Origin of the sequence: Cognatishimia sp. WU-CL00825, from assembly GCF_040364665.1 — a bacterium.
In the GTDB taxonomy this organism is placed as follows: Bacteria; Pseudomonadota; Alphaproteobacteria; order Rhodobacterales; family Rhodobacteraceae; genus Cognatishimia.
On record NZ_BAABWX010000004.1, the window covers coordinates 141,278 to 157,351 of the forward strand.

A 16,074-nucleotide genomic window follows, 5' to 3' on the forward strand; every position below is an offset into this window, starting at 1 on the left:
AACATATTGTGTATCACCTGCGCGGGAAAGTGCAAAGCTGGTTCACAGCGCATTGCAACCCAAGCGATGCTGCGGCACAACAGGACAAACCAGAAAAGGGCGTCCTGTGATTGAGTTGGATAACATTGCCTACAGTTATGGCGGTGGTGAGTTACTAAGTGAGATTTCCTTGTCGTTGCAACCCGGTGGATTCTATTTCCTGACGGGGCCTTCTGGTGCGGGCAAAACCACATTCATGAAACTATGTTATGGCGAGCTGACGCCGACCTCTGGCCAGACCCGATTGTTTGGCAAAGACGTGCGCGAAATGACTCGAGAAGATCACGCGATGTCGCGGCGGCGCATTGGGGTCGTGCATCAGGATTGCCAATTTCTCGACCATCTGTCCCTGACAGAAAACGTGGCCTTGCCCCTGACGGTTTCGGGCCGGGACAATCTGGAACAAGTTGCAAATCTCAAAGAATTACTGGCCTGGGTTGGTCTCAAAGAACGCGCCAAAGCCCTGCCGCCGGAACTCTCTGGCGGCGAACGTCAACGGGCGGCCCTGGCGCGTGCGGTGGTGATGTCCCCTGATGTGGTGCTTGCAGACGAACCCACAGGCAATGTCGATTGGGAGATGTCACAACGCCTGCTTCAATTGCTGGTCGAGCTTAACAAAATGGGCAAAACAGTGATGATAGCCACCCATGATATGAACCTGATCCGGGCTGCGAAATCCAAAGTGCCTGCCCGTGTGCTGCGCATTGCAAACCGGCATGTTCAGCTGGCAGGAGCAGACCTATGAAGGCGCTTTTTGTGTCTGTGACCAGCGTGTTTGTTGGCGATGCCCAGGCCGACCGAATGGTGCCGCCAACTGGTTTCACAGCGCGCCTCACGCTATTTGCCTCGGGTGCCATGGCGTTTTTGGCAGTCTTTGCACTGGCCTTGTCACTGGCCTCTGGTCGCTTGGCAAAACGCTGGGGCGACGAACTGGCCCAAAGCTCCACGCTGCGCATTTCCGCCCCCGTTGAACAACTGGCCGCCCAGACCGAAGCGGCGCTAAAAATTCTGACCACCACGCCGGGCATCGCCGAAGCGCGGGCTATGACGTCAGAAGAACAGCGCGCCTTGCTCAGCCCCTGGTTTGGGCCGGACCTGCCGGTTGAAAATCTACCAATTCCACAACTCATTGAAATCAAAGAGGATAGCGCCGGATATGATGCAACAGGCCTGCGCTTGCGCCTTCAGGCCGAAGTGCCGGGGGCGGTGCTCGACGATCACACCCGCTGGCGGCGCCCGCTGCAACAGGCTGCGGGCCGTCTGCGCTTGCTCGGGGTTGTGTCGATTGTGCTGATCGCCGCCGTGACCGGCGCGATGATTACTTTGGCCGCAAATGCAGCTCTCGCCGCCAATGCCAAGGTGATCGCTGTTTTACGTCTGGTTGGGGCCAATGACGATTATATCGCCAAAGCCTTTGTGCGCCGGTTCACCCTGCGCGCCCTGACCGGGGCTGCCGTGGGCACGGCACTGGGTCTTGCCGCGGTGTTCTTATTGCCGTCGGCCACGGACCAAGCCGGTTTTCTGACCGGATTGGGCTTTGCCGGCCTGTCGTTTCTTTGGCTCGTGCTGTTGCCACTCTTGGCCGCCGCCGTCGCCTTTCTTGCCACTGGTGCCGCAGCGCGCCGCACCTTATCAGAGTTGCGCTAATGAAATACGCTCTGCAATGGACACGCTCGCTTATCTTTATCCTGCAGATGTATCTTATGATGTTTCTGATGGGCATAGCCTGCTTCATTCCGGCGCTGCTTAGCCGCAAGGCCGCCATTGCCAGCATGCGCCTATATTGCGCTTGGGTCCGTTGGACCGCAGGCTGGATCGTCGGTCTTAAGTCCGAAGTGCGCGGCACAGTGCCCAGCGGCGCAGTGATCGTTGCCGCGAAACACCAGTCGTTCCTGGATATCATCCTTTTGATGGGCAGCCTGCCAGCAGGAAAATTCATCATGAAACGCGAGCTGATGTTCGCGCCGATCCTGGGGCAATACGCGCTGCGCATCGGCTGTGTCCCGGTCAATCGTGGCAAACGCGGCAAGGCTATCAAGAAAATGGCAGCCGATGTGAAAAGCGGCGCGCAATTGCCAGGCCAATTGATCATCTACCCGCAAGGCACGCGCATCGCCCCCGGCGTCAAAGCCCCCTTCAAAGTTGGCACCTATGTGCTGTATGAACAATTGGCCCAAGCCTGTGTGCCGGTCGCCTGCAATGTTGGGGTGTTCTGGCCCAAACGAGGCATCTATCGCGCACCCGGATTGGCGGTTATTCAATACCTTGACCCAATTCAGGCGGGCTTGTCACAAGCTGATTTTATGGGGCAATTGCAAGATGTGGTTGAAACAAAATCAAATGAACTGATGCAAGAGGCAGGATTTGACGCCAATGCAGTATCTAAAGACAGTTGAAGACCTAGAGACGCTTTACCCAGAGCCAAGCGTCAATGCGACGCGCAAAGTGGCCCGCAGCCTGACACCCGCCTACCGCAAATGGATCATGACCTCCCGCTACTGCGTGTTGTCCACCGTTGGCCCAGACGGGACAGACGCCAGCCCCCGCGGCAACCATGGCCCGGTTGTCAGCGCTCTGGATGACCAGACTCTCGCGATGCCTGATTGGCCGGGAAACAACCGGATTGATACCCTGCGCAACATTGTTCAGGATCCCCGCATAGCACTGATGTTTATGATCCCGGGGCAGGGGCTGGTGGTGCGCGTGAATGGTCAGGCCCGTGTGACAACAGACACGCCCCTGCGCCAGCAATTTGAACACAAGGGCAAAACCCCCCGATCCGTCATCGTGATCAAAATCAACGAAATCTACTCCCACTGTTCCCGCGCCACTTTGCGTTCTGATCTTTGGAACCCCGACAATCGCCCGACAACCGCGCCCAGCATGGGAGAATTGCTCGCCGAAGCCACCCAAGGCGAAGTTGACGCGGCCAGCTATAACCAAGACTGGGAAATTCGCGGCCCAAAATTGCTTTGGTAGCCGCACGCAATTGTGAAAGCCCTTGAGGCGAAATTTGCAGTCATCGTGCCTAAATACATAAAGCGCACCCCGATTGCGCGTTCCTACGGGAACGGCTACCAAGCCAGGGCAGAGCGACAGATGCACAGCCCTCGTGCAAAACCCCCTGTCGTTCTGTCACTCTGGTTCACCTGTTAGAAACGAAAAAAGGCGACCCGATTGGGCCGCCTTTGTCTTTGCTTTCTGATGGTTTTACGCGTGAATGGATCCGTCACCACAGGCCAAAGCCGCTTCGCGCATGGCTTCGGAATAGGTTGGGTGCGCGTGGCATGTCAGCGCCACATCCTGTGCGGATGCGCCAAATTCCATCGCAACACAGATCTCGTGGATCATATCGCCCGCTGCTGGGCCAATGATCGCCGCACCTAGCACGCGATCGGTTTCCGCATCTGCGATCAGCTTCACAAACCCGTCTGCCTGACCAATGGCCTTGGCACGTGCGTTGCCCATGAACGAGAATTTGCCAACCTTAACCTTGCGGCCTTCGGCTTTCAGCGCGTCTTCTGTCTGACCAACAGTCGCGACCTCTGGCGTGGTGTAGACCACACCCGGAATGACGCCATAGTTCACGTGGCCATGTTTGCCCGCCAGAACCTCAGCGACGGCCATGCCTTCGTCTTCGGCCTTATGCGCCAGCATCGGGCCTTCGATCACGTCGCCGATCGCATAGACGCCCGCCACATTGGTCGCCCAATGGGCATCCACCGCAATCTGTCCGCGCTCTGTCATCTTCACACCCAGCGCGTCCAAACCCAGACCTTCGGCATATGGCTTACGACCTGTGGCCACCAACACAACATCCGCATCCAACACTTCCTCGGCGTCAGGTTTCTTTTTCAAAGAATACTTAACCTTGGCTTTGGTCTTGGTCGCATCCACGCCAGACACGGCCGCGCCCATCACGAATTTCAGACCCTGTTTTTCCAGAATACGCTTGAACGTGCGCTGAACATCTTTGTCCATGCCAGGGCAAACCGCATCCATATATTCAACCACAGTCACCTCAGAGCCAAGGCGTTGATACACAGAGCCAAGCTCCAACCCAATCACACCCGCGCCAATCACAACCATTTTCTTTGGAACCTTGCTCAACTCCAATGCGCCGGTCGAGGTCACAACGACTTTCTCGTCCACCTCAACACCCGGCAAGGAGGACGGCACAGAACCCGACGCAATCACAATGTTCTTGGTGTCATAAGTTGTGTCGCCAACTGTGACCTTGCCCGCCGCAGGAATAGAGCCATAGCCCTTGATCCAATCGATCTTGTTCTTTTTCATCAAGAACTCAACACCCGTGGTGTTTTGGCCCACAACGTCGTCTTTATAAGACTTCATTTGGTTCCAATCCACAGACTGAGTTTTGCCCTTGAGGCCCATATTCGCAAAGTTATGCTCTGCTTCGTGCAGCATATGGGTCGCGTGCAACAGCGCTTTTGACGGGATACAACCCACGTTCAGGCAGGTGCCGCCCAAAGTCTCACGGCTTTCCACAATGGCGGTTTTTAGACCCAGCTGGGCGCAGCGAATAGCGGATACATAGCCGCCGGGGCCTGATCCGATGATGATGACGTCATATTGGGACATGTGTGTCTCCTGAAATTCGGGGTGGGGAGGGGGCTCTGCCCTCAGTGCCGCTGGCACTTCCCCCGGAGTATTTATGGAAAAATGAATACGGGGCGGAGTGCCCCATATTTAAACTTACAGATCCATCAACAGACGACGAGGATCTTCCAGCGCTTCTTTCACGCGCACAAGGAAGGTCACAGCACCTTTGCCATCCACGATGCGGTGGTCATATGACAGCGCCAGATACATCATCGGGCGGATCACCACTTGGCCATTGATCGCCATTGGACGGTCCTGAATTTTATGCATGCCCAAGATACCAGACTGCGGCGGGTTCAGGATGGGCGAAGACATCAAGGAGCCATAGACGCCACCGTTAGAGATGGTGAACGACCCGCCCTGCATTTCCGCCATAGACAGCTTGCCATCGCGCGCGCGTTTGCCTTTTTCGCCAATGGCTTTTTCAATCTCTGCAAAGCCCATCTGATCGGCATCCCGGATCACCGGAACAACCAGACCGGTTGGCGTGCCTGCCGCAATGCCCATGTGGACAAAGTTTTTATACACAACATCGGTGCCGTCGATTTCGGCGTTCACTTCGGGCACTTCTTTCAACGCGTGCACGCAGGCCTTGGTAAAGAACGACATAAAGCCAAGCTTGACGCCGTGCTTTTTCAGGAACAGCTCTTTGTACTCATTCCGCAGCGCCATAACTTCGGTCATATCGACCTCGTTATAGGTGGTCAGCATCGCCGCGGTGTTCTGAGATTCTTTCAGACGCTTGGCAATCGTCTGGCGCAGACGTGTCATTTTCACACGCTCTTCGCGGGCCGCGTCATCTGCCGCGACAGGCGCACGGGCCACAACCGCCGCCGCCGGGGCCGCCGCTGCTGCCGGCGCAATCGCGGCTTTCAGCACGTCTTCTTTCATGATGCGACCATCCCGGCCAGATCCCGCAACCTGTGCTGCAACCAGACCTTTTTCCGCCATCAGCTTGTTGGCCGAAGGCGCGTTTTCAACGTCTTTGCCACTTGCTGCCGCAACAGGTGCCGCCGCCGCAGGAGCCGCTGCAACCGCACCACCACCAGAGGACAGAACCGCCAGCTTTGCAGTCGCATCCACAGTTGCGCCTTCGGCTGCGATGATTTCGGTCAAAACACCAGCCGCCGGGGCAGGCACTTCGACAGACACTTTGTCAGTTTCCAGCTCGCACAGCATTTCGTCTGCTGCAACGCTGTCGCCAACCTGCTTGAACCAGGTCGAAACCGTAGCTTCGGTCACAGATTCACCAAGCGTTGGCACCATAACGTCAACGGAAGCACCCGTTGCCGCAGCCGCTTCTGGAGCAGACGCAGCCGCTGGTGCTACTGGTGCTGGAGCAGCACCTTCGCCCGCCAGAATGGTCGCCAACAGCGCATCAACACCCACAGTGTCGCCTTCTGCAGCCACGATCTCGCCCATAGAACCTGCAGCAGGGGCCGGCACTTCGACAGTCACCTTGTCGGTTTCCAGCTCACACAGCATTTCATCCACGGCAACAGCGTCGCCAGGTTTCTTGAACCAAGTGGCCACAGTGGCCTCGGTCACACTTTCGCCCAGAGTAGGGACGCGTACTTCAGTCGTCATTGTTCTAATTACCCTTCAATGGTCAGCGCGTCATTCACCAGCGCTGCTTGTTGTGCTTTATGTTGGCTTGCAAGTCCGGTCGCAGGCGAGGCAGATGCCTGACGACCCACATAAATCGGACGTGTGTTTTTTGCTTTGATGCGGCCTAGAACCCATTCGATGTTTGGCTCAATAAAGGTCCAAGCCCCTTGGTTCTTTGGCTCTTCTTGGCACCAAACCATTTCAGCGCCTTTAAAGCGTTCTAGCTCCTTCACCAACGAGATCGCCGGGAATGGATAGAACTGTTCAATACGCATCAGATAGATGTCATCTATGCCGCGTGCGTCGCGTTCTTCCAGCAAGTCATAGTAGACTTTGCCTGAACACATGACGACGCGCTTGATTTTGTCATCTTTGACCAGCTTAGCATCGCTGTTGCCATATTGCGCATCATCCCAAAGTACCCGGTGGAAGCTAGAGCCATCGGTGAATTCTTCGGTCTTGGACACCGCCATTTTGTGACGCAACAAAGATTTTGGCGTCATCATGATCAAAGGTTTCCGGAAGCTGCGATGCAACTGACGGCGCAGGATATGGAAATAGTTCGCCGGCGTAGTACAGTTGGCCACAATCCAGTTGTCGCCCCCGCACATCTGCAAGAACCGTTCCAAACGGGCAGAGCTGTGCTCTGGGCCCTGGCCTTCAAAGCCATGCGGCAACAGAACCGTCAGGCCTGACATGCGCAACCACTTGCTTTCACCAGAGCTGATGAATTGGTCAAACATAATCTGCGCACCATTGGCAAAGTCACCAAACTGCGCTTCCCACAGTGTCAGCGCATTTGGCTCTGCCAGCGAATAGCCGTATTCAAAACCCAGAACCGCATATTCAGACAGGGCTGAATCGATCACTTCGTACTGTGCCTGGCCCGACCGGATATTGTTTAGCGGATAATAGCGGGTTTCGTTATCTTGGTTCACAATGCCAGAGTGCCGCTGCGAGAAAGTCCCGCGGGTTGCATCCTGACCCGAAAGACGCACCGGATAGCCTTCGGTTAACAAAGAGCCAAACGCCAAGGCTTCGCCGGTGGCCCAGTCAATACCTTTGCCGCTTGCAAACATCTTACCACGGTTTTCCAGCAAACGACCGACCGTCTTGTGAATCGGATAGCCCTCTGGCACCGACGCCAGCGACGCGCCAATCTGGTCAAAGGTCTCGCGTTTTATTGCGGTTTCGCCACGCTGATAATCTTCGTCTTTGCGATCCAGATGAGACCATTTGCCATCCAGCCAATCAGCTTTGTTGGGCTTGTATTCCTTGCCCGCTTCGAACTCTTCGTTCAAATGCGCCTGGAACGCGGCCTTCATGTCCTCGATCTCGCCTTCCGGGATCAGGCCATCTTTGACCAGACGCTCGGTATACAGGCTGAGGGTGGTTTTGTGGCCCTTGATCTTCTTGTACATCATCGGATTGGTGAACATGGGCTCGTCGCCCTCGTTGTGACCAAACCGGCGATAGCAGAAGATATCCAGCACAACATCTTTGTGGAATTTCTGACGGAATTCTGTCGCGACTTTCGCCGCATGTACAACCGCTTCCGGGTCATCGCCGTTCACGTGGAAAATCGGCGCTTCAACCACCAGCGCGTTGTCTGTTGGATAGGGCGAAGACCGCGAGAAATGCGGCGCCGTCGTGAAACCAATCTGGTTGTTCACAACGATATGCATCGTGCCGCCGGTCTTATGACCACGCAGTCCAGACAGGGCAAAACACTCTGCCACAACACCTTGACCCGCAAAAGCCGCATCACCGTGCAACAAAATTGGCAAAACTGAAATTCGGTCATCGTCATTCAGCTGATCTTGTTTGGCCCGCACTTTCCCCAGCACAACCGGGTTGACGGCTTCCAAGTGGCTTGGGTTGGCGGTCAGCGATAAATGCACCGAATTGCCATCAAATTCCCGATCAGAAGACGCGCCCAGGTGATATTTCACATCGCCAGACCCATCAACGTCTTCGGGTTTGAACGAGCCACCTTGGAATTCGTTAAAGATGGCCTTGTAAGGTTTGCGCATCACGTTCGCCAAAACCGACAGACGCCCACGGTGCGGCATGCCGATCACGATGTCCTGCACCCCCAACGCGCCACCGCGCTTGATGATTTGTTCCATCGCTGGGATCAGGCTTTCGCCGCCATCCAGACCAAAACGTTTGGTGCCCATGTATTTTACATGCAGGAACTTCTCAAAGCCCTCGGCCTCAACCATCTTGTTCAAGATTGCCTTACGCCCTTCGCGCGTAAACGTGATCTCTTTGTTGTAGCCCTCGATCCGTTCTTTCAGCCAGCTGGCCTCTTCGGGGTTCGAAATATGCATGTATTGCATCGCAAACGTGCCGCAATAGGTCCGGCGCACAATGTCCAAAATCTGACGCATCGTTGCGATCTGCAGACCCAAAACGTTGTCGATAAAGATCGGACGATCCAAATCGGCACCTGCAAACCCATAAGACGCGGGGTCCAGTTCTGGGTGAGGTGTCTTATCGCGCATGCCCAAAGGATCAAGGTCAGCAACCAAATGGCCACGAATACGGTACGCCCGGATCAACATCAGCGCGCGGATCGAATCCAGAACCGCTTGTTTGACCGCCTCATCAGAGACTTCCACGCCCTTTTCGGCCGCCTTGGCTTTGATTTTGTCACCCGCGCCTTTGACTTCTGCCGGGGCAGGGTATTCGCCTGTCAACGCGCTGGTCAGATCATCATTTGGGGCCGGGGGCCAATCACCACGCGCCCAACTCGGGCCGGTGGCTTCGGCCTTTACGTCCAGCTCTGCATCACCCAGCTGTTTGAAAAAGTCTTGCCAGACCTCGTCAACCGCATTTGGGTCAGACGCATAGCGCGCGTAAAGCTGCTCAAGATATTCAGCATTATGCCCCTGCATAAAGCTAGAGGCGTGAAACAGATCGTTGGAGGATTGATCAGTCATTTTGATACCACGCTAAAATGGGCGAAGAATGGAAATTCTTCTTTGATAGCGGCTTCGATACGGTTCTGATCAAAGCCTATGATTTGCAACGACCCAAAGGGCGTTGTTTGTCGCGGAAAAGTATAGATTGGATAAGGTAACGTCTGTGGTGCAGGCAAGACGTTAGCCAGCTCGGAAGCACTTTCAGCGGACAAAATCACGTCGCATTGGATCTGAACTTTCGAGCCTATCGATGTTCGTGTGAGCTTCAAGATGCTTTGATTATCACGGCGTTCAAATACTTGAACAGCAACGTTTGGGTTTGTGTCTTTATAGCGACGTTCTGCACCTGCATATTGTTTGGCCGAAACCCAAGTTTTGCTCCAGTGATCAGACACATCACTGTTAAACGTAAGGAGTGAAAACTGTTGCGCAGCAAATCCAAGAATTGCGTGATCGCTCAACTCTTTTCTTTTCACTTCAGTCCAACCAATGTTTGATAGTTCAACATTAGCAGCTTGTTCAAACTGTTCCGCAGCAACACACAGATTGAGCGTTTCTTGCAGCGAATTGGAGCCGCTTTCGGCAAGACCAGTGTTCGCGATGGCCGAAATGGCCATCGCGGTACAAATGCGGTAAAGCCAGTTTACCGACATCTTTTTCATTAGCCGATCGCTTTCAGAACAGCTTCGCCCAAACCGGCCGGGCTGTCAGCAACAACGATGCCCGCAGACTTCATGGCTTCGATCTTGTCTTCGGCGCCACCTTTGCCGCCAGCGACAATCGCGCCGGCGTGACCCATGCGGCGGCCCGGAGGTGCCGTACGGCCCGCAATGAAGCCAGCTGTTGGTTTCCAACGGCCCTTCTTCTTTTGCTCTTTCAGGAATTCCGCCGCTTCTTCTTCTGCAGAACCACCGATTTCACCGATCATGATGATGGATTGGGTTTCATCATCATCCAGGAACATGTCCAAAACGTCGATGTGCTCTGTGCCTTTGATCGGATCGCCGCCGATGCCCACAGCAGTGGACTGGCCCAAACCGATATCGGCTGTCTGTTTCACCGCCTCATATGTCAGTGTGCCGGAACGGGACACAACACCCACAGAGCCACGTTTGTGGATGTGGCCCGGCATAATGCCGATTTTGCAGGCGTCAGGGGTGATAACACCCGGGCAGTTTGGCCCGATCAAACGGCTAGCAGAGCCTTCCAACGCGCGTTTCACCGCCATCATGTCCAGCACAGGAATGCCTTCGGTGATACAGATGATCAGTTCCATTTCCGCATCAATGGCTTCCAGAATGGAATCCGCTGCAAACGGCGGAGGAACATAGATCACAGAAGCATTCGCTTCAGTGACGTGCTTGGCTTCGTGTACAGAATTGAACACAGGCAAGCCCAGATGCTCGATGCCACCTTTGCCCGGTGTCACACCACCAACCATTTTAGTGCCATAAGCAATCGCTTGCTCAGAGTGGAACGTGCCCTGCGAGCCGGTCAGGCCCTGACAGATCACTTTAGTATTTTCGTCTACGAGAATGGCCATTTGGCATCTCCTTACTATACTTCACCGTTTGGAACGGCGAGATCAGTTTGTGTCCTTGGCTTCGATCCAAAATGTCGAGGCCGTCGATTTTTGCGTGTTGGGAGTGAAAACAATCAAGGCAGGGCCGCCACGGGTGTTAGCCAAGAAAGCTAAATTTTTCCCAAGTTTACCTGCTCTAAGCGGTAGAGCAGGGTCCTTAAGCGCCTTTGAAAGTGCATTAAGCATTTCAAAATTCTTGGTTTCCTGAACAGTGGCAACACACCCCTTCCGACCATTGGTGGTTTGGATGGAAAACACTGCTGCACCCCCTCCTAGCCTCCAAATCTTGCCGACTTGCTTTGCACCAATTTTTCGGAGTTCTGCCTCAGCTTCGTTGAAGTTTGGCAAAGTATCAACACAAACGTCTTTGAAGACGCTTGCCGCCATCTGCGATTGCATTTTGGAAAATGCAGCAGAGCCATTGACGTTCTGTGCAGCCACACTTGCGGTTGTTGTTTGACAACCGGTAAGAGCAAAAAGTGCGAAACCAACAAGAACTGAACGCATCCGAAATTAACCCTTAACCGCTTTAACGATCTTTTCAGCACCGTCAGACAGGTTGTCTGCTGCGATGACGTCAAGGCCAGAGGTGTTGATGATCTCTTTACCGGCTTCTACGTTTGTGCCTTCTAGACGCACAACCAATGGCACCTGCAGACCAACTTCTTTCACAGCTGCCACAACGCCTTCTGCGATCACATCGCAGCGCATGATGCCACCAAAGATGTTCACCAAAATGCCTTTGACCTGTGGGTCAGAGGTGATGATTTTGAACGCTTCGGTGACTTTTTCTTTGGTCGCGCCGCCGCCAACATCCAAGAAGTTCGCAGGCTCTGCGCCATACAGCTTAATGATGTCCATTGTGGCCATCGCCAAACCAGCACCGTTCACCATACAACCGATTTCACCGTCAAGCGCGATGTAGTTCAGGTCGTATTTGGACGCTTCCAATTCTTTAGAATCTTCTTCGCTTTCGTCGCGCAATTCCGCAACATCGGCGTGGCGGTAAACCGCGTTGCCGTCAAAGCCAACTTTCGCATCCAGAACTTTCAGATCACCAGAGTCAGACACGATCAACGGGTTGATCTCCAGCATCTCCATGTCTTTTTCGTTGAACGCTTTGTAAAGTTGACCCATCAGTTTCACACACTGCTTAACCTGTGCGCCTTTCAGGCCCAACGAAAAGGCAACACGACGGCCGTGGAATGGCTGATAGCCTGTGGCCGGATCAACAGAGAAGGACAGGATCTTTTCCGGAGTAGACGCAGCCACTTCTTCAATGTCCATGCCGCCTTCGGTCGAGCAGACAAAGGACACACGAGATGTCACGCGGTCCACCAGCAGCGCCAGATACAATTCTGTTTCGATGCCGGAACCGGCTTCGATATAGATGCGGTTGACTTGCTTGCCCACTGGGCCAGTCTGATGTGTGACCAATGTGCGGCCCAGCATCTTTTTGGCTTCCTCTGCGGCTTCTTCCACAGATTTGGTCAAGCGCACGCCGCCCTTTTCGCCCGCATCGGCTTCTTTGAAAGAACCCTTGCCGCGACCACCCGCGTGGATCTGTGCCTTTACAACCCAAAGCGGGCCGTCCAGCTCACCAGCTGCGGTTTTGGCGTCTTCGGCTCTCAGGACAACACGTCCTTCAGATACCGGGGCGCCATAAGAGCGAAGCAAAGCCTTCGCTTGGTATTCATGGATGTTCATGAAACTGTCCCATATTGCTACGATTGAAACCGGTATAAACCGATAATGACCAACAAACTAAGCCCTTTTTTGCGATACAGAGGAAATACGGTCAATTTTCTATATTTTGTGATCACACGAAAAAAATCTGTGATCACAAAAATAAGATTTGGGTTGAGATATCTGTTGATTCGGTCTGCATTCCGTTTCAGACTGGCCCAAGTTAAGTGGTGTTTTGCGTCAAAATGAACAAATTAGACACATGGGCCGTGGTTTTGACCGCGGATGAGCCGGAAATATTGATCCTGGCAAATGTTGCCTGGCATTTGGCAACAGGCGCAAGCCAGGTCTTTGTGTATTTAGACCAACCAGACGACAGCGCCGCAGAGCCGCTTGCCAAAATGCCTGGGGTGACCGTCACCCAATGCAATGCGGCGCATTGGGCGCATTTAAACGGGGGCGATGGGCGGCCAAAATTGCAAATGCGCCGGCAAACCCTCAACGCAAATCACGCCCTGGCCCAAGCCCAGACAGATTGGCTCATCAGCTTGGATGCCGACGAGTTTTTGTGTCAGGATCGTCCCCTGGCAAAAGAGCTGACCTATGTTGCCGAATTGGGCGTCGAATTGCATTTCCCAGTGTGGGAGCGGGCCTATGTGCGCCGTCAGCAGATCACCGGTCTTTTTGACGGGGTCTTGCGTGGCTCCACCAAGGGGCGTCATCGCTATGACGACATTATTTTTGGCCCGGATCGTGGCTGCTATATCAACGGTCTTTTGGGCCATTCAGCCGGGAAATGCGCGGTGCCGACAGGGCAGGATTTTGTTCTTGGTCTGCACTGGTCGTTTCGTGGACAGGCAAGGCGCGACAAGCGCTCTAATCGTTATACATCAACCACAAGCCGACTGTTTCATTTTGATGGCCTGACACCCTTGCACTGGTTGATCAAAATTGTGCGCTATGCGGGGCACGACATCGACGATCTTCTGCGGCTTGTGTCTGGTCACCGGATTGAACAGGTCAATCAATTCTTATCCACCAATATGTCCCATCGTGCGGGCAAACGCCTGCATCGCGCCTTGCAAATCCTGCGGCCGGCCCATTTGGACCGGCTCGAAGGGTTTGGCCTGCTGGATCGTGCAGGCTTTGATCCCCTGCCAAAGATCAGGCAAGTCTTGCCCGAGATCAAAGCCACAACCACCGCCGCCTTTGACGCCGAGCTGATCAAACGCTACCCCGCCGCGATAGAGGCGATCTATGATTTTGACCCGCAAAACACCTAAGGCCCCATAGAAAAGGGCGCAAAGATTGCTCTTTGCGCCCCTTCAAAGTCTAAACGTCGCGGCTTACTTCAGCGAGCCGTCGATCTCTTGGCAAGCTGTGACCAGACCTTTGACCGCAGCCACAGATTTATCAAAGCCTTCTTGCTCTTCGGCATTCAGTTTGATGTCGATCACACGCTCAACACCACCGGCACCGATGACAGTTGGTACACCAACATACATGCCGTCCAGACCCAGCGCACCGTCAACGTAGGCTGCACATGGCAACACACGTTTCTGGTCTTTCAAAAACGCTTCGGCCATTTCGATGGCAGAGGTCGCCGGCGCATAGAACGCAGAGCCGGTTTTCAACAGGCCAACGATTTCCGCACCGCCATCACGTGTCCGCTGAACGATTGTGTCCAGTTTCTCTTGTGTGGTCCAACCCATCTCCACCATATCTGGCAGAGGGATGCCGCCCACTGTTGAGTAACGCACTGATGGCACCATTGTGTCACCGTGGCCGCCCAATACAAACGCAGTCACGTCACGCATGGACACTTTGAATTCTTCTGCCAGGAAGTGACGGAAGCGCGCAGAGTCCAGAACACCCGCCATGCCGCAAACCATGTTATGTGGCAGACCAGAGAATTCGCGCAGCGCCCAAACCATCGCGTCCAGCGGGTTGGTGATGCAGATAACAAATGCGTTTGGCGCGTGGGCTGCGATGCCTTCACCAACGGATTTCATGACTTTCAGGTTGATGCCCAACAGGTCATCACGGCTCATGCCAGGCTTACGCGCAACACCGGCTGTAACGATGCAAACGTCTGCGCCGGCGATGTCGGCATAGTCGCTTGTGCCAGACATATCCGCATCAAACCCTTCGGACGGGCCGGATTCTGCGATGTCGAGTGCCTTGCCCTGTGGCAGGCCGTCGGCGATATCAAAAAGTACAACGTCACCCAATTCTTTGACCGCTGCAAGATGTGCGAGCGTGCCGCCGATGTTACCCGCGCCGATAAGGGCGATTTTAGGTCTGGCCATAGAAACTGTCTCCGGTCCGATTGAAATTTGGGGTTTGGTTACGCTCATCTGCGGCGTCACGCAAGCATTTTGCGCCGCAGTGCGGCGCTATATCCCCTGTGTTATTTGCTTGAAGCGGCATGTATACATGCGCATACAAAGAGCTTTAGCGCTAACTGAGTGGACCTTATGGAAACTGAAATATTCGTTGTTGCGGCCATCGCAGTGCTGTTTGCGGGCATTTCCAAAGGTGGATTTGGCGGCAGCGTGGCTTTTGTCAGCTCTGCGATTCTTGCGATTGTGATGAAACCATCAGACGCTGTTGGCCTGATGTTACCGCTTTTGATGCTGATGGATGTGGGCACGCTGCGGCCCTTCTGGAAACAGTGGGACAGCACGCAGGCAAAAATCTTGATCCTCGGCGGTTTGCCTGGGCTTCTTTTAGGTGCGGCGCTGTTTACGGTCATTGATGATGACATGCTGCGGCTTTTGCTAGGCGTGATCTCTCTGGCCTTTGTGTTGTGGCGCATCTGGCCACGAACGGTGGTCTCTGACGTCACGTTTTCAAGTCGGACGGGCTTTTTGGCCGGTGCTGTTTCTGGATTCACCAGTTTTGTCAGCCATGCGGGCGGCCCCCCCGCAGCGATGTATCTCTTGCCTCAGGGTCTGGGGAAAACCCGCTACCACGCGACGGTGACGCTTGTGTTTTGGGTGATCAATGCGCTGAAATTCATTCCCTATGCGGTGCTTGGGATTTTCACTTATCAGACCTTGCTCGCCGACCTCTTTCTTGCCCCCATCGCCCTGTTGGGGGTGTGGATCGGTGTCAAAGCCCACCACATCATTCCCGAGCAGCTGTTTTTCCGGGTGACGTATATTTGCCTGGCCTGCACCGGAGCGAAATTGATTTGGGATGCGCTCACATAGGCGCACTCTCAAATGCCTGTCGTGTGCGTTCGCAGATCTAGGCGTCTTTTTCCTGCAGTGGCAAGGTTTCCGCCATTGCCTCATAGGATTGCCCGGTGGCCACCAAGCACGTTACCCCATTGGGCATCGTCACCGTGATGGTCCAACTGCCACTTTCGGCGCTGGCAAACACTTCGATCATCGCATTATTGCTCCCCAATCCAACAGAGCGTCGGGTTTCGCCGTATCCTGTTGCGAGGCGCTGCACCACGGAATCACGTGGCGCACAGGCGCGCTGGCTTTGGGCGTTGACCTGCGTGCCAGCGAGCGCCAGCAAAAACAACATCGTTGTGAGGGTTATTAACTTCTCCATTTTGGTCCTTCCTGGCAAAGCGCTGCTGGTGGTTTGCCGTTT

At 54.5% G+C, this 16,074-nt stretch carries 15 protein-coding genes; 6 read left to right on the forward strand and 9 right to left on the reverse strand.

What is annotated here, in order from left to right; translation table 11 throughout:
* Positions 1-106 precede the first annotated feature (106 nt).
* Genes ABXG94_RS14150 through ABXG94_RS14165 form a run of 4 tightly spaced genes read left to right on the forward strand, consistent with a single transcriptional unit; the run spans position 107 to position 3,018 of the window.
* The gene (locus ABXG94_RS14150) at positions 107-784 is read left to right on the forward strand and encodes a cell division ATP-binding protein FtsE (protein ID WP_353535248.1); all 678 of its coding nucleotides are present in this window, start codon (positions 107-109) and stop codon (positions 782-784) included.
* On the forward strand, positions 781-1,686 hold the full coding sequence (locus tag ABXG94_RS14155) for a cell division protein FtsX (RefSeq protein ID WP_353535249.1): 906 nt from the start codon (positions 781-783) through the stop codon (positions 1,684-1,686). Before ABXG94_RS14150 ends, ABXG94_RS14155 begins: the two co-directional genes overlap by 4 nt.
* Entirely contained in the window at positions 1,686-2,435 is a 750-nt protein-coding gene (locus ABXG94_RS14160; protein WP_353535251.1) for a lysophospholipid acyltransferase family protein, read from the forward strand. The genes ABXG94_RS14155 and ABXG94_RS14160 overlap by 1 nt, the downstream gene beginning before the upstream one ends.
* The gene (locus ABXG94_RS14165; RefSeq protein ID WP_353535253.1) at positions 2,413-3,018 is read left to right on the forward strand and encodes a pyridoxamine 5'-phosphate oxidase family protein; all 606 of its coding nucleotides are present in this window, start codon (positions 2,413-2,415) and stop codon (positions 3,016-3,018) included. Before ABXG94_RS14160 ends, ABXG94_RS14165 begins: the two co-directional genes overlap by 23 nt.
* 231 nt (positions 3,019-3,249) lie before the next feature.
* On the opposite strand, the gene lpdA is transcribed toward ABXG94_RS14165, so the two are convergent.
* The 7 genes from lpdA to sucC form a co-directional block, all read right to left on the reverse strand.
* Complete coding sequence (gene lpdA / locus ABXG94_RS14170; protein ID WP_353535255.1) at positions 3,250-4,641, reverse strand: dihydrolipoyl dehydrogenase; 1,392 nt, start codon at positions 4,639-4,641, stop codon at positions 3,250-3,252.
* A 114-nt stretch (positions 4,642-4,755) separates the two neighbouring features.
* Positions 4,756-6,249, reverse strand: coding sequence for a 2-oxoglutarate dehydrogenase complex dihydrolipoyllysine-residue succinyltransferase (gene odhB / locus ABXG94_RS14175; RefSeq protein ID WP_353535258.1), 1,494 nt, complete (start codon positions 6,247-6,249; stop codon positions 4,756-4,758).
* A gap of 8 nt (positions 6,250-6,257) precedes the next feature.
* A complete protein-coding gene (locus tag ABXG94_RS14180) occupies positions 6,258-9,215 on the reverse strand; it encodes a 2-oxoglutarate dehydrogenase E1 component (RefSeq protein WP_353535260.1) in 2,958 nt (985 codons plus the stop codon).
* Positions 9,212-9,859, reverse strand: coding sequence for a hypothetical protein (locus ABXG94_RS14185; RefSeq protein ID WP_353535263.1), 648 nt, complete (start codon positions 9,857-9,859; stop codon positions 9,212-9,214). Before ABXG94_RS14185 ends, ABXG94_RS14180 begins: the two co-directional genes overlap by 4 nt.
* Positions 9,859-10,740, reverse strand: a complete 882-nt coding sequence (gene sucD / locus ABXG94_RS14190) for a succinate--CoA ligase subunit alpha (RefSeq protein ID WP_353535265.1) — start codon at positions 10,738-10,740, stop codon at positions 9,859-9,861. Before sucD ends, ABXG94_RS14185 begins: the two co-directional genes overlap by 1 nt.
* A gap of 42 nt (positions 10,741-10,782) precedes the next feature.
* The gene (locus tag ABXG94_RS14195; protein WP_353535268.1) at positions 10,783-11,286 is read right to left on the reverse strand and encodes a hypothetical protein; all 504 of its coding nucleotides are present in this window, start codon (positions 11,284-11,286) and stop codon (positions 10,783-10,785) included.
* Positions 11,287-11,292: 6 nt separating this feature from the next.
* Positions 11,293-12,486, reverse strand: coding sequence for an ADP-forming succinate--CoA ligase subunit beta (gene sucC, locus ABXG94_RS14200; RefSeq protein WP_353535270.1), 1,194 nt, complete (start codon positions 12,484-12,486; stop codon positions 11,293-11,295).
* Between the two features lie 224 nt (positions 12,487-12,710).
* On the opposite strand from sucC, the gene ABXG94_RS14205 reads away from it, so the two are divergent.
* The gene (locus ABXG94_RS14205; protein ID WP_353535272.1) at positions 12,711-13,748 is read left to right on the forward strand and encodes a glycosyltransferase family 2 protein; all 1,038 of its coding nucleotides are present in this window, start codon (positions 12,711-12,713) and stop codon (positions 13,746-13,748) included.
* 63 nt (positions 13,749-13,811) lie between these two features.
* Here the strand turns inward: ABXG94_RS14205 and mdh are convergent, their stop codons facing one another.
* Positions 13,812-14,774 (reverse strand): malate dehydrogenase, encoded by a 963-nt coding sequence (gene mdh / locus ABXG94_RS14210; protein WP_353535274.1) that lies wholly within the window; start codon positions 14,772-14,774, stop codon positions 13,812-13,814.
* 168 nt (positions 14,775-14,942) lie between these two features.
* Between mdh and ABXG94_RS14215 the strand changes: the two genes are divergently transcribed.
* The gene (locus tag ABXG94_RS14215) at positions 14,943-15,680 is read left to right on the forward strand and encodes a sulfite exporter TauE/SafE family protein (protein WP_353535275.1); all 738 of its coding nucleotides are present in this window, start codon (positions 14,943-14,945) and stop codon (positions 15,678-15,680) included.
* Between the two features lie 37 nt (positions 15,681-15,717).
* Here ABXG94_RS14215 and ABXG94_RS14220 read toward each other — a convergent pair whose 3' ends face one another.
* The gene (locus tag ABXG94_RS14220) at positions 15,718-16,032 is read right to left on the reverse strand and encodes a hypothetical protein (RefSeq protein ID WP_502901711.1); all 315 of its coding nucleotides are present in this window, start codon (positions 16,030-16,032) and stop codon (positions 15,718-15,720) included.
* Positions 16,033-16,074 lie beyond the last annotated feature (42 nt).

What these genes read in the sequence shown, in the direction of transcription:
- ABXG94_RS14155 (WP_353535249.1), top strand. Translation starts at nt 781, where the DNA reads ATGAAGGCGCTTTTTGTGTCTGTGACCAGCGTGTTTGTTGGCGATGCC.
- ABXG94_RS14160 (WP_353535251.1), top strand. Translation starts at nt 1,686, where the DNA reads ATGAAATACGCTCTGCAATGGACACGCTCGCTTATCTTTATCCTGCAG.
- ABXG94_RS14165 (WP_353535253.1), top strand. Translation starts at nt 2,413, where the DNA reads ATGCAGTATCTAAAGACAGTTGAAGACCTAGAGACGCTTTACCCAGAG.
- lpdA (WP_353535255.1), bottom strand. Translation starts at nt 4,641, where the DNA reads ATGTCCCAATATGACGTCATCATCATCGGATCAGGCCCCGGCGGCTAT.
- odhB (WP_353535258.1), bottom strand. Translation starts at nt 6,249, where the DNA reads ATGACGACTGAAGTACGCGTCCCTACTCTGGGCGAAAGTGTGACCGAG.
- ABXG94_RS14180 (WP_353535260.1), bottom strand. Translation starts at nt 9,215, where the DNA reads ATGACTGATCAATCCTCCAACGATCTGTTTCACGCCTCTAGCTTTATG.
- ABXG94_RS14185 (WP_353535263.1), bottom strand. Translation starts at nt 9,859, where the DNA reads ATGAAAAAGATGTCGGTAAACTGGCTTTACCGCATTTGTACCGCGATG.
- sucD (WP_353535265.1), bottom strand. Translation starts at nt 10,740, where the DNA reads ATGGCCATTCTCGTAGACGAAAATACTAAAGTGATCTGTCAGGGCCTG.
- ABXG94_RS14195 (WP_353535268.1), bottom strand. Translation starts at nt 11,286, where the DNA reads ATGCGTTCAGTTCTTGTTGGTTTCGCACTTTTTGCTCTTACCGGTTGT.
- sucC (WP_353535270.1), bottom strand. Translation starts at nt 12,486, where the DNA reads ATGAACATCCATGAATACCAAGCGAAGGCTTTGCTTCGCTCTTATGGC.
- ABXG94_RS14205 (WP_353535272.1), top strand. Translation starts at nt 12,711, where the DNA reads ATGAACAAATTAGACACATGGGCCGTGGTTTTGACCGCGGATGAGCCG.
- mdh (WP_353535274.1), bottom strand. Translation starts at nt 14,774, where the DNA reads ATGGCCAGACCTAAAATCGCCCTTATCGGCGCGGGTAACATCGGCGGC.
- ABXG94_RS14215 (WP_353535275.1), top strand. Translation starts at nt 14,943, where the DNA reads ATGGAAACTGAAATATTCGTTGTTGCGGCCATCGCAGTGCTGTTTGCG.
- ABXG94_RS14220 (WP_502901711.1), bottom strand. Translation starts at nt 16,032, where the DNA reads ATGGAGAAGTTAATAACCCTCACAACGATGTTGTTTTTGCTGGCGCTC.